Source organism: Oceanisphaera submarina (assembly GCF_046521305.1).
Taxonomy (GTDB): Bacteria; Pseudomonadota; Gammaproteobacteria; order Enterobacterales; family Aeromonadaceae; genus Oceanimonas; species Oceanimonas submarina.
In genome coordinates this window covers 1-15,495 of sequence record NZ_JBKGFN010000026.1, presented here as the reverse complement: position 1 = coordinate 15,495, position 15,495 = coordinate 1, and the positions used below count along the sequence as shown (strand labels likewise).

The window sequence follows — 15,495 nt, the reverse complement described above, 5'->3', positions numbered from 1 at the left end:
CCGGCCTGTCACGCCGGGGGTCGCGGGTTCGAGTCCCGTCCACTCCGCCATTATTTAAAAGCCCTGCTCATTGAGCAGGGCTTTTATCATTTCCGGCTCCGTGGACATGCTGGACGAAGTCGGCAGCTGCGCTGCTCCTGCCTTCAAGCGCGGCGCGTTTGCCACCGCGCCATTATTAAGAAGCCCTTAGCGTGTTGAAGCTAAGGGCTTCTTGCCGTTCAGTAAATTCATCCTTTCCCATGTGGTCAAACTCCCCCTCGTGACCATTTTGTGACCTAAGCTTGGTTTTAACCGGAAGTCATCCAATAGAAAAGTTGCTCTGCCTCAACTGACACTCATACCAATTACATTAAGCATCTGATCAGGCTTTTGGTCTGTACACTAGAGGCACCATAGCCACCTCTTCTGCTACACCGAATGACACGAACAGGTGGCGCCGGAGCATCAAGGAGGACAAAGGGCTTTGCTCCACCGACCATCACATGGCAGGGCCGGAAAATACTCCAGTCGTTCCGGCATTCTCGCCCTCCCTCGCGGTCAGAGGTCCTGTGCTGAGCGTCATAGGAAGTGTGCTTGCAGCGTGTCGAAGGAAGGGCATCCTTTGTCCGACCTTTACAGAGCCACAACATAGATCGGTTATTTAGTTTGTTTGGTTATGAGTTGGGAATATTCAATTTCATCATGACCTTGTCGATAAAGCGGGGCATTTCAGTGGTCAGGTAGGCGTGAATGTGCTCCAGCTGTTGCTCTGGGTCACCAGGCCGGTGGTGTGCTTGATGTTAATGCGCAGGAATTAGCTCAACTGTTGCCGTGGCTTGTTGGGATCACGCCGGGTATTGGCAATGGCGCCGTGGGTCTGCTCGCCAAAGTAGATGACCATGATACAAAAGCCGGAAAACGCCAGGCAGATAAAGATTTTGTGAGGCAGCCGGCTCGCGGCCTCGGTCAACAGCTTGAACAGCGGAGTTTTACTGACCAGGTAAACAATGACGTGATACAGAGACATCTGCTGAATAAGCCGAGGGATGAGCGACATGCTGGCTCCTTGTCAGCAGAGGGGCTGGCGTTGATTTTACAATCCTTGTTTGTCTTTACACCAAGGCAGCTCCTGTGCCTTTTCTCGTTACCGGAATAAACAAGGAACAATGGCCGCAGCCTTCATGAACGAATGCTGCGGCATTTTCTTTTATTTTAACCCCTCTGATCCTTTGCGAAGGTGGCGTCCTCTTCACCCTTGAAGAAGTCGCGTCCATATACGAGCAGGCAGAGTACAACGCCAACGGCAAAGGCCCAGGTCGCCCCGCGGGTTGCCAGCACTGCCGCGACGATACCTGCGATGCCAAGGTCACGCTGTGAGCGTGCTTCCATGACGCCGATGCGTACCGATACATAGCCCTGTATCAGCAGTGTCAGTGCCAGAGCGACGCCGAGAATTGGTTGTACCAAGGTGACGATCGGCATGAACAGCAGGCCGGTATTGGTGCCCCAGCGGAAAGAGCCGGCACCACCGAAAATGGAGTACATGGCCTTCTTGCCCTGGCTGAAGCGCTCCACAATGACAACGTGCATTGCTGCCCAGAGCGGGCCGCACATGGCGACGTCAGGACCGAGGATTGACATCACGGAGTTACGGGCACCGAAGATCATGTGGGCACGGTCCGGGTTGTATTCGACGACTTCATCCGGGCGCTCTTGATCGGCTTCTTTCAGAATGGCACGGCTTTGCAGCACATCGCCGAACAGTACGATGTAGGCGGCCAGTACGGTCGGAATACAGCTGATGAACATCTCCAGCGGTGGCATGCCCAAACCAAACACTGTGTACTCGCTCCAGAGTGTGGCAAAGTCGGGCGACGATAGGCCCCACTCAATTTCGGGCCAGGAGCTTTCACCAACGGTGGGCGCGATGACAATGGCCAGCACCACTATCGGGAACACGCCGAGTTTACCTATCATGTTGAACAGGGTATTGCTGGATTTCAGGCGCGTGAAATGGCGCGAAAAGATAACGTAGAACGCGATGCCCACTGCGACCGAGATGGTAATCGGATAGGTGTCAAAGCGACCATCAACCTTGAAGACGGTCATGACGGCCGCGATACCGGCACCGATGATGACACCCGACTTGATGGCCTGCGGGATGGCCGTCACCACACGGTGCGCCAATCCCGAAGCCCCAATGGTAATGGCAAATACCCCCAATAGCAGCTGGAAGGATATCAGGGCATGTATTCGCTCAGGACCCTCCGGGAAGCTGGCGCAGTAGGCCATCAGCAGCGGAATGGCGGGAGTGATCCAGCCGGGGATCACGGGGTCTCCCAGCAGGTGGTGTAACAGGTAGAACAGGCCATTCAGCATCACCACCGCCAGGGCAACCTCGAACGGCATACCCAGCAGCTCGGTCATCAGCGGAATAGCCGCCAGATCCACGGCACACATCAGCAGGCCCTGAAAGTAGTCCGGCCATTCTATTTTATAGTGGATGAAAGGCAGGCGAATCTTGAATGGCCCGGCGGGCCAGTAAGGCGTTTCCTGTCCGTCAACTCGTTGTTTCATCATAACAGTACTCATTGTTTTGTTGATGTTATGGGTCAGGGGTCAGTAGGCTTCCTGGTACAGCGCCAGGGCATCAGCCTCGGTGACTTCCACCGGATTGTTCATCAGCAGCCGGCTTTGCAGCATGGCGTCCCTGGCCAGGGTGGGCAGGCTTTCCTCGCTGATATTCACGTCACGCAGGCGTTGGGGGGTACCCGATTGGTTCATCAACTGCTGCATGTATTCTACAAAGCGTGCCGAGCGAGTTTGCACGTCTGCATCACTGGGGCCCAGTACGACATCCGCTAGCTCTGCATACAAAGGAGCGGCGGCGGTCATGTTGAAACGCAGGACCGGTCCCAGCATCAGGGCGTTGGTCAGGCCGTGCGGCAGGTGGTAGTGACCACCCAGGGGATAGGCCAGGGCATGCACAGCGGCGACAGGGCTGTTGGAGAACGCCTGCCCCGCCAGATTGGAGCCCAGCAGCATGGCTTCCCGGGATGCGCGGTTGGAGCCGTCCCGGCAGGCGGTGATCAGGTTGCCACACAGCAGACGCAGGGCTTCCCTGGCCAGCAGGTCGGACAGGGGGTTCTTGCGGTGAGCCGAAGTGTAGGCTTCGATGGCATGTACCATGGCGTCAATGCCGGTGGCGGCGGTGGCTGCCGAGGGCAGGCCAACGGTCAGTTGCGCATCCAGCAGTATGCGGTCGGCATACAGCTGCCGGGCAACCACCCCCATCTTGGTGGTTTCACCTGTGGTTAGAATGGTGATGTTGGTGACTTCGGAGCCGGTGCCGGCTGTTGTGGGTACCTGTACCAGCGGAGTACGGCGGCCCCTGACGTTGCCGATGCCGTACATGTCGGCCAGCGGCTGTTCGGACGTCAGCATGACGGCGACCAGTTTGGCGATGTCCATGGATGATCCACCGCCCAGTCCCAGTACCATGTCGGCACCAGCGGCCTTGCCTTGCTCAACACAAGCCTGGAGTACCGACTCGGGCGGATCGGCTTTAACGTCGTCAAACACGGCGACGTTAAAGCCACAAGCCGCCAGTGACGCCTTGGCCGCATTCAGCAGGCCATTCTCGTGCAAAAACTTGTCGGTCACGATCAGCAGATTGCGTTGTTCGAACCATTCGCCGAGCAGTTCGCCCATGCGTGCAGCCCCCCCCCATTCAAGGTGCATCGACCCGGGGGTGTCAAAGGTGAAAGACTTGAGTTCTTCGGTCATGGTTATTTTCCTCCATTCCAGAGGCGAGCGGTGCAATGCCTGCTCGCCATTTGATTTTTACAGCGCGCTGCAGACGTACTTGAGTTCCAGGTATTCATCGATACCGTATTTCGACCCCTCGCGGCCCAGCCCGGATTGCTTCACTCCGCCGAAGGGCGCGACTTCGTTGGAGATCAGGCCGGTGTTGTGACCGACCATGCCGTACTCCAGTGCCTCGGAAACACGGATGGTGCGAGCGTGATCGCGGGTGTAGAAATAGGCGGCCAGACCAAAAATGGTGTCATTGGCCATGGCAACCGCTTCTTCTTCGGTATCAAATACGAACAGGGGGGCCATGGGGCCGAAGGTTTCTTCCCGAGCGACTTTCATCTCGGTCGTGACACCGGTGAGAATGGCGGGCTGGAAATAGAGTCCTCCCAGGCGTTTGCCGCCATATAGCAGGGTTGCGCCCTTGGCTACGGCGTCCTGAATGTGCTCTTCCACCTTGGTGATCGCTTTCTCTTCGATCATCGGCCCAATATCGGTACCGACCTCGGTGCCGTCACCGACGTTCAGTGCGCGTACCCGCTCGGCAAGCTTTTCGGCGAGCGCATCATATACACCGCGCTGTACCAGAATCCGATTGGCGCACACGCAGGTCTGACCGGCGTTGCGATACTTGGATGCCATGGCACCTTCCACGGCCAGATCCAGATCGGCATCATCAAATACGATAAAGGGAGCATTACCACCCAGCTCAAGTGACACTTTCTTGATGGTGTCGGCACATTGGGCCATCAGCAGCCGACCCACCTCGGTAGAGCCGGTGAAAGAGAGTTTGCTGACGATTGCGCTGTCGGTCAGCACTTTGCCGATCTTGCTGGCGGAGCCGGTAACAATTTGCAGTACGCCTGCCGGCACGCCGGCACGCTGGGCCAGCTCACCCAGTGCCAGGGCGGTCAACGGGGTGAGATCGGCCGGGCGTACTATCATTGAGCAGCCAGCGGCCAGTGCAGGCGCCACCTTGCGGGTGATCATGGCAGCCGGAAAGTTCCAGGGGGTGATCGCTGCGGTTACGCCGATCGGCTGGCGCAGTACGGTGATACGTTGATTTGTGCTCGGTGCCGGAATTGTGTCGCCGTAGACCCGTTTGGCTTCTTCGGCAAACCATTCTATAAAGGAGGCCGCATAGGTAATTTCACCCCTGGCTTCGGCCAACGGCTTGCCCTGTTCGCGGGTCATAATCAGGGCGAGGTCGTCGATATTTTCCAGCATCAGCTCGAACCAGCGACGCAGAATGGCCGATCGCTCCTTGGCAGGGCGAGCTGCCCATCTCTTTTGTGCGACCCGCGAGGCTTCAATCACGGCCGGGATCCCCTCCGGTGCCAGGTTGGGGATGATGGCTAAGGTGTCACCGGTGGCCGGATTTGTCACCTTGATGGTGGCCCGTGATGCTGCAGGAACCCATTCGCCATCGATCAGGCAAAGATTTTTCAGCAAGGACGCATCCTTGAGTGTGGTCATAACCATCTCCATTCAGATTGTGTGGCCATGGCTGTTCTCGCCACTGGCATCGAAAAGGCGTCAACTAGATGTAGATGTTCGCCTGAGAATCTGGCCTCGATGCGGGACTGAAGGAAAAGCAAGGGCGTCACTCGGTACAACAAGCGTGATGAGCGCTCGAAGGGGTCTGGGTGCTTGCGACCGCAAGGTGACTGTTGGTGCAGCGATGACACTGCAGCAGTATTCGCATACCGATTGCCTCTTTGTTTTCCTTCTGCATCGTGCAAGAAGAACTACAAAGATTCTTTAGCAAACCGGATGCCAACTTTTATAAGGCTTTAAGTACTTGTTTATAAAGCGTTATAAAAAAGTGTAAAAAGTAAATAAGCGATTAAGAGCGGTGTTCGCTCATCCTTGAGCGGTTCCTTGAGCGGATACCGCTCAAGGAAGGGGAGGGTAGACTTTCCAGTCACCCAACAGTTTTGTTGCGGGGGGGAGACGGTCATCAGGCTGGCTTCGGCCTATGGCGATGACTTGCTGCAATTGGTGGGTGACGGGATCCATATAGGAAACAAATCCGGGCGGATCTTCCGGCAGCCTTAACCGAAGCCCTTTCAATGCGGTGCTGATCTCGGCATCGCTGGCGTGGACGCCAACGGTGCGCATGGTCTCGGCAATGGCGAGAATACCAGCATAGGCTCCTTCGGCCGCATAGGATGGGTAGCGACCGCTCAAGGCATGGAAACGCTCCACAAACCAGCGGTTATAGTCGGTCGGCGGCCAGTTATTGTGGTGCCGGGCAGAGAGGATGAGCCCGGCTGGCATGTCATTCGCCAGGGCCGCCAGGACCTCGTAGTTGCCACCGGTATCGAAGTTGGCAAAATCCGCATGCTGAAACAGGGAAGCCTGATTGGCCTGCTCAATGAAGGCAACCAGATCCCCCCCCCAGAGCGAGTTGATGATAAGGTCGGTAGGCTGTTGCTTCAGCGCCTCTATATAGGGGGTGTAATCGGGTTCATACAGGCTTGGCCAGAGTGCTGTCACGATGTCGAAACGCACTCCTGCCTGGCGCAAAGCCTGCTGCAGATCCTGCCAGATTTGATAGCCATAATCATAGTCGGGCCCCAGATAGGAAATTCTCAGGGGCGCCTCCCTGGAGCTCTTAAATGAGTCTTTTATGTAGTGAGCGGCGGCATACATGGACTGGCGGCTGTTGTTGTTGACTCTGAAGTAGTAAGGCGAAACATCGGCGTCCGTCAGTCGCGGAGAGGCATGATCGGTACCGATGAAGAAGGCTTGTTCGGATGCAACCACTCGGGCCACCTCTAAAGCCACGGCGGAGTTGACTACGCCGCAGATGAACCGGGCCCTGCGCTCCTGTACGAACTCTCGTGCCAGGCGCGTGGCTCGCGAGGCCTTGGAACGGCTGTCTGCAATGAGTACCTGCAGACGTGGATAGTCGATTGGCTGCTGCTGTATCCAGTCGAGGGCCACCTGAATACCTACGACACTGTCAAGGCCATACAAACCGCCACGGCCACTGAGAGGGAACAGGCAACCTACCCGTACTTGAGCTTCGCTGTCGTCTGTGCCAAGAGCAATCTCGGCCTGTGTGGACGGGACGACCCAAAGGATGGCCAGCAGAAGTAGCTTGCACACGAAAGTGGCCGTTTGAATCAACCCGGTCATCATTGTTTTCCGCACCAGAGCCTCAAAGGCCAAGACGTTGAATTCTGCGTTTGAGCGCGTGGCGGGAAATACCCAGGCGTTCGGCAGCCAGCCCCTTTTGGCCCCCTGTTTCCTGAAGGGCATCGAGAATCAACTGGCGCTCCTTCTCTTCGAGCGCTTTGGTATAGGCCGGAGTTGAGGGCATCATGTCGGCTGCCTCCAGATATTCATTTGGCAAAAAGTCGCAGGATATCTCCTGCCCGGGGTGCAGTATGGTGATGCGTTCCACCAGGTTTCTTAGCTCTCGCACGTTGCCGGGCCAGGCATAGCGGCGTAGCAGTTGTAAAATCTCCGTATTCCAGATCGGAGGTTCACAGCCTTCCTGGCTGGCAAAGTGCTGGCTGAAATGGTGAATAAGCAGGGGAATATCATCAGCGCGTTCTGCAAGGGAAGGCGCGTTGATCGGCAGAATATTGAGGCGATAGTAGAGATCGGAACGAAAGTTACCCTGCCCTACTTCGGCTTTGAGGTCTCGGTTGGTCGCAGCCATCACCACCACATCCGCCTGAATTTCCCGGTTGCCGCCGATTGGCCGATAGCTGCGATTTTCAAGAAAGCTGAGCAGCTTGGCCTGCAGTGGCAGGGGAAGCTCGCCCACTTCATCCAGAAACAGGGTGCCACCATCGGCCAGTGCAATCAGCCCGCTCCGATGCTGGATTGCGCCGGTATAGGCACCTCGCTCAGCACCAAAGAGCTCGGCTTCAATAAGTTGCTCAGGCAGTGCGGCACAGTTTATTTCTATGAAAGGTGCATCGATAAAACGCACATCGTGGAGACTGCGGGCCACCAGCGCCTTGCCAGTGCCGGAGGGGCCCGAGATCAGGACCGTTTTGCCTGAGCTGCGGCCGATGAGTTCCAGAGTCTGGCATAGTTGTTCCATTTGTGGGCTGTTACCCACCAGACGGTGAGTATGTTTGTAGCGTTGGCGATGAAAATTGAGCTCTCGTACCATGTGGGTGTGTTCGCTGCTGCGCCTGATCAGCATCACCAGCTCCTCCCACTCGAATGGTTTGGTGATGTAGTCGAGAGCGCCTTCCTTCACGGCCTTGACGGCGGCGCGAGTATCACCATGAGCCGAGATCATGATCACGGGAATATCTGGTAGCGCTTGTCGCAACTGAGGCAGTAATTCGAGTCCGGAGAGGTCCGGAAGACCGAGATCCAGCAAAATCATGTCCGGCAGCTCGGACTTGGCCAGTTCAAACCCTTCGCGAGCGGTGCCGGCACCCAGAACTTCTATGTTCTGGTCCATCAGGGCAAAGCGTATGCTGCGCACCAGATTGCGTTCGTCATCTATAACCAGAACGGTGAGGTTATTCATCGTTGTGTTTCCTTTCGTCAGGAACAGGGCAATATAGCTCGATACTGGTGCCCTGACCGGCCTGGCTGCGAATATGTAAAGTGGCGTTATTGTTTGCAGCCAATACCTGGCAGATCGCCAGCCCCAGGCCTGTGCCGGCCTCCCGGGTAGTAAAAAAGGGCTCGGTAATGCGGGGCAGCAGCTCCGAAGGAATACCCGGCCCATTGTCGGTTACCGTCAACACAATCTCCCCATCGTCTTGGATTGCGGTGAGCCGAATGTGCCCCCCGGTGGCCTGCATGCTCTGCAGAGCGTTAAGAATGAGGTTCATTAAAATTTGTCGCATATGGCCTGCGTCCGCATATATACACAGACCGGCGTTACAGGCAATCTCCAGCGTTACCTGCTGTCGCCGCGCCGAGGCATTGGCCAGGGCAACAAGCCCTTCATAAAGTTCATCGACCCGAATAAGCTCGGCCTGAGGCGGGCGAGGGCGAGCAAAGTTCAGCAGGTTGGTGATGACCTCGTTGACCCGCTCTATTTCCTCTTCGACCATTTCCAGCATGTCTTTATGGACAGGGTTGTGCTCGCGACGGACTAGGGTCTGAATGGTGGTGAGAATGGTGGTGAGGGGATTGCGAATGTCATGGGCAAGGCCGGCGGCCAACTGCCCCAGAGAGGCCTGGCGTTCCACATCCACGGTGGAGCTGATGACCTGCTTAAGTTGTTCGCGCATACGCTCGACGGCCTGGGTCAGGCGCCCTATTTCTATGCTGCTGAGCTGTTCAACGGGGGTTTCAAGATCTCCGTTGGCCACCTGTTCGACACTATGAACAAGAACATCGACCTGGCGTTTGAGTCGGCGGGAAAGGTACCAGTGCAGTAGCAACAGGGATATTGCCGTTCCTGCAACCAGCCCGATCAGCCAGTAACGCATTCTGGCGCTGGGCGGCTCGGTGAGTTCGGAATTCTGTACCAGCAGGAGCGTCCAGCCTGACACCAGATCATGCTGGCTGAAGCGGCCTGCGGGGGAGGCGGGCTGGCCAACGGTATCGTAGCTGCGTCCGTCCGGAGTGCGTAACAGTGTTTTGTAGACTCCCCCCCGCTGCAGGTTTCTGGGAATACTGGCCAAGGTGTTAAAACGTAGGATCAGGGCGACGAACGGCGCATTCTCTGGTGGCGAAAGGGAGCTGACAGTCATCTTTTTACGCATCAACACTGCGGGGGGCGCGTTCCATGAATGCTCTTCGGGGCCGATTAGGTCGACGCTGTCGAACCTGGAGGCCGGATGCTGCAGCATCTGTCGGTATCTGGTCTGATTCAGGGCTTGTTCAGGGAAGCTCCAGAGCAGATTTTCATCGGCGTCGAAGAAAGCAATGCCGTAGATGGCCTTATTATCCAGCTGCAGCCGCAGCAGGCTTTTCAATTCGAGAGACAGCGTGTGGTAGCCTTCGCGAGTAAACATCTCTGTGCTGTCGAACTGGTCGAGGAGGGCCTCCAGCTCATACCGGCGTTCGTGCAGATGGGTTCGAAATTCGTTGCGGGTCGCGGCCAGTTGAACCTTCAGCTGGTCATCGGTAATCCGCTTAACCAATTGTGCAAAGTAGCTGTCGTACAGTGTGGTAAAGGACAGCAGGGGGACCAGCGCGACGAGTAGCGAGAGCCAAAGGTACTGAGAGCTAAGGTATCTGGAGCGTGGAGAGTTGGTTGCCATTCAGGGGTACAAGTTGACAGGGAAGGGGATCGCCATTCGAAGTATCAGACCATAGCACATTCAGGGACATATGACGCAGAGTGACTACCGGTTCTGTGACTTTTAGCATTAATAGTACGGTAGGCTGTGCATGGGCTCCAACACGCCCGTCTTATAAACGAACCGTATTTTGAATGGTTGATGATCGATGCCAACCATATCAAGGGTTACCCTCATGCCTGTGGTGCACTGAGGGTAACCAGATTGTGGGGACTGCAAAAAAGGGGGAGCAGTAAGATCCATTTGGTTGTTGATCTACCCGGCATGCCGGTTAAATGCATCGTTACTTCGGGAGCGACAGCATATTGTACACAGCCGCAGACCTTGACTGATGGCCTGGAAGCTGACCGAGGCTACGACGTCAACACCGTGGTAGCCCACGCCAGGCCTCAAGGGATGGAGGTGGTGAGCCCATCAAAACGGAATCGAAAAGAAAAGCGAGAGCACGACAGGGAAATTTATAAGCAAGGCATCGGGTAGAAAATGCCTTTCTCCACCTGAAACAATGGCGAGGGATTGCGACCGGTTATGCAAAAAATACAAGCTCGTTCGTGGCGGCGGTGCAGATCCGTTGTGTGGCATTAGGGGTTGCCATCTTATGACGGCAGCCCCTAGCTATCCATAAATACGTCTATCTTATTGTCATGCAATGTTATGCGGTACCAGAGGGCTAAACTCCTTTACGGCCGGGCATTGCCAGGTACATATCCGTCGAACAGCTGGAGCGGCACGACGAGTAGCAAGGCGATCCTTTATGAAGAGTACTGCGCCAAGATTCATGCCTTGAGGCTGTATCTGTCTACCAAACCGCTGAAAACCTTCCTTGAACATTTCATCAGCTTCGCACCGCTATTCAGATGGCCGCCGCATGCCAAACTCTGAGTGCCGGCTTTGATTTGATCAATAACGCCAGTCATAAGTCGGAATCGATGCCACGCGATAGCTCTCACTTAAAACAAGAAGTCCTGTGAGTCATCAGTTTTATCGAATGGAACGTTATAACTGGCGGCGACCTCATTCATACAGTGACAAACAGATCTCTTTTGTAACGGAAGAAATTTAAAATTTTCCGGTAACAGTTGACCACCGCGTTTTTATATCATTGGTAAGAATATACGGATATTCATAAACTTGATGTTTAATCTGTCATTATCTAAACAACATATCAATTTGTGCTTGTGCCTGCGAAAAAGAGTTGAGCTGCAACTCTTCTCGCATAGTAGTGTAGTTCATCGTTACTGAAGTTACATCCGTCACACCAATCATTTTTAAAACCGCTTTTAAATAGGGCTCCTGAAAATCCATATGCTCATAGATCTCCCCTCTACCGAAGCCATAGCCACCTCGGACTAAAAACAGGTAAGCTTTTTTATTAGCTAATAGCCCGATGTATGGGCTATCAGGTGTGCCTGGAACTACCGAAGTTGTGACGTCCATACGGATAACCTGATCGATATAGGCTTTAAGTGTACTTGGCACTGACAAATTATGCATTGGACTGCCGATTATAATGATGTCAGCATTTTCCAGTTCCTTAACCAGTGCATCGCTGAATGCAATAGCCTGTTTGCTCTCATCATTTCTCGCTTCCACTGGAGTAAATGCAGACTTAATCCAGGGTTGATCGATATGAGGGATGTTTGAATTTCCCAGTTCACGAAAGATGAAGGTGTCATTAGGGTTTTTCTGTTTCCATAATTTAATAAAACGCTCAGTCAATAGCCGGCTATATGAATCGCTTTTATTGGGGCTGGCGTTTATGACTAAAATGTTTTTCATACAAGTTCCTAGCGTAGAGGATAATGATTTATCTTTAATCGACAGTTTAATTTGTTATCTGTTCAACCAATATTGTTGGTGTAATAACCTGCGGTAATATCTTAGGTTCACTCTCTCCTGGCTTGTACCAGAGGTAAAGTGGTACGCCCGAGCGTCCATGTTGACCAAGGAACGCTGTGATGTTCGCATCGCCATTGGTCCAGTCACCACGCATCATCACCACACCGGCTTCTGAAAATGCCTTATGGGTTTCATCACGATCAATCGCCACCTGCTCATTCACCTTGCAGGTCACACACCAGTCAGCGGTGAAGTAGAGAAAGATCGGTTGGTTACCCTCACGCAAACTCTCCAGCTGAACTTCATCAAAGACGAGTTGATCTGCCTTTATCGCAGTCGGTACGATCTTTTGTTCTAACAGTGAAAACCCAAGGGTAAGTGCTAAAATGCCAGCAAAAAGTGCTGGCAACCAGGCTGTTTTCTTGAATGCACGCTGACGTAATCCTGTCGCCCATAAGCCAAAAGCCAGTAGCATGATACAACCTGTAACCGCGACGATCGCGGTGGCAGCGATTTGCTTACTGAGCACCCAGAGCAAGGCCAAAGCAGTCAGGAACATTGGTACAGCCAGTACATTGCGCAGCATTTGCATCCATGGGCCGGGTTTAGGTAGGCAGCGTTGCAGTGCAGGAACAAAACCAAGTAACAGGAATGGTAAAGCTATGCCCAGTCCAAGCCCTGCAAAGATCAGTAAAGCTGCGGCAGTCGGTAGAATCAGGGCGGCGCCAAGTGCCGCAGCCATAAATGGACCGGTACAAGGTGTTGCAACAAATGCAGCCAATGCACCAGTCCAAAACGCACCAGCAGCGCCTTCACGCTTGGTTAATTCAGAGCCTGCATTTAAAGAAGATAATTCAAACAGTCCAGAGAGATTGAAGGATATTGTGCAGGTCAACAGCAATAACACCAGGATAACACGAGGATCTTGTAACTGAAATGCCCAGCCAACTTGAGTACCGCCCGCTCGTAATGCTAGAAGCAGGCCTCCCAGTATCAGACAAACCAAAATCACTCCCACAGTGTAGGCAACTGCCTCGCTACGTGCATTCGTAGCATTGCTGCTGTAACGGGCAATACTTAGGGCTTTCAGGCTGAGGATAGGAAATACGCACGGCATCAAGTTCAGTAATAAACCACCTAATACCGCACCAGCCAGGGAGACCAAAATTACTGTCAGAGAGTTTTCGTTGTTGCTTTGTACTACGGCGATGGAAGCCTCAACATCAAGACCCAAATCATGACCTAGCGACAATGTGCCTATAAAAGAATCGGCTCGCTGTTTACCTGCTTTCGTCTCGACAACCAATACATCACCGTTGCGTTCGAAATGCTGCTCTGCGGAATTTACCAGTGCATTTTTAGTTGCTGAATACAGGTGGGGTTGTTCGATCTGCATTGACTCTGGAAACGGCACCATCAAACGGAAAATGCCGTTATCGACCGTAAAACTCGCTTTTGAACCAAGTGGACGAGGCAGTGACTGACGCCATTGGGAAAATTGCTTCTGTACCGCCGGATCATTTTCCCCATCGCCAACGAACAACGAGATATTCAATGAAGCACTTTCTGGCACACAGGCATCATAACGACACGCCAGATACCGCATATCCAGACGAATGGGTAAGGACGAGCCCACAGCCAAGCTCGCAGGAATTTTCAGAGGTACCAGCAATGCATATGAGTCCTCATAAACATGGTTCATCAAACCATCGATGAGTAATGTTTGCGGTACGGGGTAAGCGGCTTCGCCAGCACTTACACCATCGGGCAGGTGCCAAGTCAATTGAGGTGCCAGACCGGCATCACCGGGCTCTTTCCAGTAGCCATGCCACTCACCTTGTGGTTCCATAAAAATGGCTAATGTGGTGATACTACCGGCGGCGGGCGTTTGGCTTTCAGCAATTAAGGACGAGGCGATCAACACCTCGTCCTGGTTAGGAGGTTTGAATTCTGCTGTGGCAAGCGAGGTGTAATTCAGGCACAGCAACAGTAGTAGTACCTTGATAGCTGAAATAGACAAGAGGAGCTCGCCCTGTAGTCAGTTAATAAAAAATGGGCTGATGTCCCACAGTAACCCATGCTCACGAATGGGTCTATCGTAGAGATTGCACCGCATTTTTCAATTGAGAGTCCTCTGGACCGATAATTTTATTCACGCGTCCTGTGCTATCAATTAACACTACGCTTGGGATTTCACGAATAGCAAATGCGCGGAACAGCGCATCTTTGGCATCCAGTACAAGTGGTAATCTGGTTTGAGTGGTTTTTTGATAGTCCTGTAAATCTTCTTGTGCTGCCCATAAACCAGACGATACGCCGAGCCACTCGACATTTTTTTCGCTGAGCATTGTTTCAACATTTTCACGCACACGCAGGCATGCTTTAGAGGTTTGTGGACGGCTCTCTGCTAGATATGATTCACACCAGGGCGCGAAGAAAACCAATGCTTGGGCCTTGCCTGATGCTGTTGCTCCAATATCAATTTTTGTACCATCAATGGTATTTGCTTGTAGGTCAGCGACCTGGTCACCTACAGCAAATACTGTTTCAGCATTTTTTTGTTCAATGTTTGATTGAATGGGACTCGTTGCGTCAGGCTCTAACACTTTCTGTAGCGCGTCATGCAATTCTTGATCATCCAAATGGCCAACATAGCTAATCTGACCGCTGCGGTTGATCAAAACATGTTGAGGGGTAACCCGGAGATTGAGCTTAGCCGCCAAACTACCGTCATCAATAACGATAGGCATACTTAGGTCGTGTTCCTTGCGATAGGCAAATACAGCATCGCGATCATCGCTGAAACCGGTGTTCACTGCGACAATCTGAATTTCATCACCTAACGCTTGCTGAGTTTTTTCAAAGCCGGGCATCTGCTGGCGACAGGGGATGCACCAAGTCGCCCAGAATTTCAAATAGACCGGCTTTTTACCGTAATATTTAGACAAGTCGATTTCTTCACCATCGATAGTCTTGAGTACGGCGGCAGGTCCTGGTTGGCCGATGAGAGAAGCGCCAGCATCTTGCGCGCGACGCTTACCTTCGGCTTCGTAGCTACTATCGGCATAGGAAAATTGGCAAACACTGGTGAGTAAAAGCAATGCAGTCAAGTACTTATGGCATGCTGAAAAAGCTGGTAGTCGCATAGTTAAACCTCTTTAAGACGTCATTCAAAAGACACCCCGATTCTGCAAGTTACAGGTCAACGGCAACGACCTAGTTACAACATACTAATAAAATTTACGGAGTGTAACAGTGACCATTATCTATGCATGATGGTGTAGGTGAAAGGACCAAGAATTACTTATTTTGCTGTACCATTGCATATTCCGGCCCAAGATGAACACGTTTTCCGGATTGCCGGAATCAGTGTGCATTTTCTGCGGTAACTTTTGTTAACACATTAATTTTAAGGTTTTTATATCCTCTTCGCATTTGCAGGAAGAGGGTTGCCGGCTAAGAGGATCACGATGCGTAAAATTAGAGACGTTCTTCAGTTTGCGGCTTGCCTCCGGGCTGTCGATCCGGCAGGTCAGGGACAGCACCAAGCTCAGTCCGGGCCATCCATAAACTTGTAGTGGTTCAATGATCCCGGACACCATTTAAGGTGGTACAGTCACCACCGTAA

The 15,495-nt window shown here is 53.2% G+C and carries 10 protein-coding genes; all 10 read right to left on the bottom strand.

Going from position 1 to position 15,495, the window contains the following annotated elements; genetic code table 11:
* Nucleotides 1–793: 793 nt before the first annotated feature.
* The gene (locus ACLEIV_RS16810) at nt 794–1,036 is read right to left on the bottom strand and encodes a LytS/YhcK type 5TM receptor domain-containing protein (RefSeq protein WP_410457776.1); all 243 of its coding nucleotides are present in this window, start codon (nt 1,034–1,036) and stop codon (nt 794–796) included.
* Between the two features lie 155 nt (nt 1,037–1,191).
* Complete coding sequence (locus ACLEIV_RS16805; RefSeq protein ID WP_410457775.1) at nt 1,192–2,559, bottom strand: hypothetical protein; 1,368 nt, start codon at nt 2,557–2,559, stop codon at nt 1,192–1,194.
* Between the two features lie 39 nt (nt 2,560–2,598).
* Complete coding sequence (locus ACLEIV_RS16800; protein ID WP_410457774.1) at nt 2,599–3,765, bottom strand: iron-containing alcohol dehydrogenase; 1,167 nt, start codon at nt 3,763–3,765, stop codon at nt 2,599–2,601.
* Between the two features lie 57 nt (nt 3,766–3,822).
* Complete coding sequence (locus ACLEIV_RS16795) at nt 3,823–5,268, bottom strand: NAD-dependent succinate-semialdehyde dehydrogenase (RefSeq protein ID WP_410457773.1); 1,446 nt, start codon at nt 5,266–5,268, stop codon at nt 3,823–3,825.
* 420 nt (nt 5,269–5,688) lie between these two features.
* Nucleotides 5,689–6,906: an ABC transporter substrate-binding protein gene (locus tag ACLEIV_RS16790; RefSeq protein WP_410457772.1), complete on the bottom strand. Its 1,218-nt coding sequence runs from the start codon at nt 6,904–6,906 to the stop codon at nt 5,689–5,691.
* A gap of 52 nt (nt 6,907–6,958) precedes the next feature.
* On the bottom strand, nt 6,959–8,296 hold the full coding sequence (locus ACLEIV_RS16785) for a sigma-54-dependent transcriptional regulator (RefSeq protein WP_410457771.1): 1,338 nt from the start codon (nt 8,294–8,296) through the stop codon (nt 6,959–6,961).
* Complete coding sequence (locus ACLEIV_RS16780) at nt 8,289–9,989, bottom strand: sensor histidine kinase (protein WP_410457770.1); 1,701 nt, start codon at nt 9,987–9,989, stop codon at nt 8,289–8,291. The genes ACLEIV_RS16785 and ACLEIV_RS16780 overlap by 8 nt, the downstream gene beginning before the upstream one ends.
* 1,188 nt (nt 9,990–11,177) lie before the next feature.
* Nucleotides 11,178–11,807 (bottom strand): FMN-dependent NADH-azoreductase, encoded by a 630-nt coding sequence (locus ACLEIV_RS16775; RefSeq protein ID WP_410457769.1) that lies wholly within the window; start codon nt 11,805–11,807, stop codon nt 11,178–11,180.
* Between the two features lie 46 nt (nt 11,808–11,853).
* Nucleotides 11,854–13,887, bottom strand: a complete 2,034-nt coding sequence (locus tag ACLEIV_RS16770) for a protein-disulfide reductase DsbD family protein (protein ID WP_410457768.1) — start codon at nt 13,885–13,887, stop codon at nt 11,854–11,856.
* A 73-nt stretch (nt 13,888–13,960) separates the two neighbouring features.
* Nucleotides 13,961–15,013 carry a TlpA family protein disulfide reductase gene (locus ACLEIV_RS16765; RefSeq protein WP_410457767.1) on the bottom strand — a complete coding sequence of 351 codons (1,053 nt, stop codon included), beginning with the start codon at nt 15,011–15,013 and terminating at the stop codon, nt 13,961–13,963.
* Between the last annotated feature and the right edge of the window lie 482 nt (nt 15,014–15,495).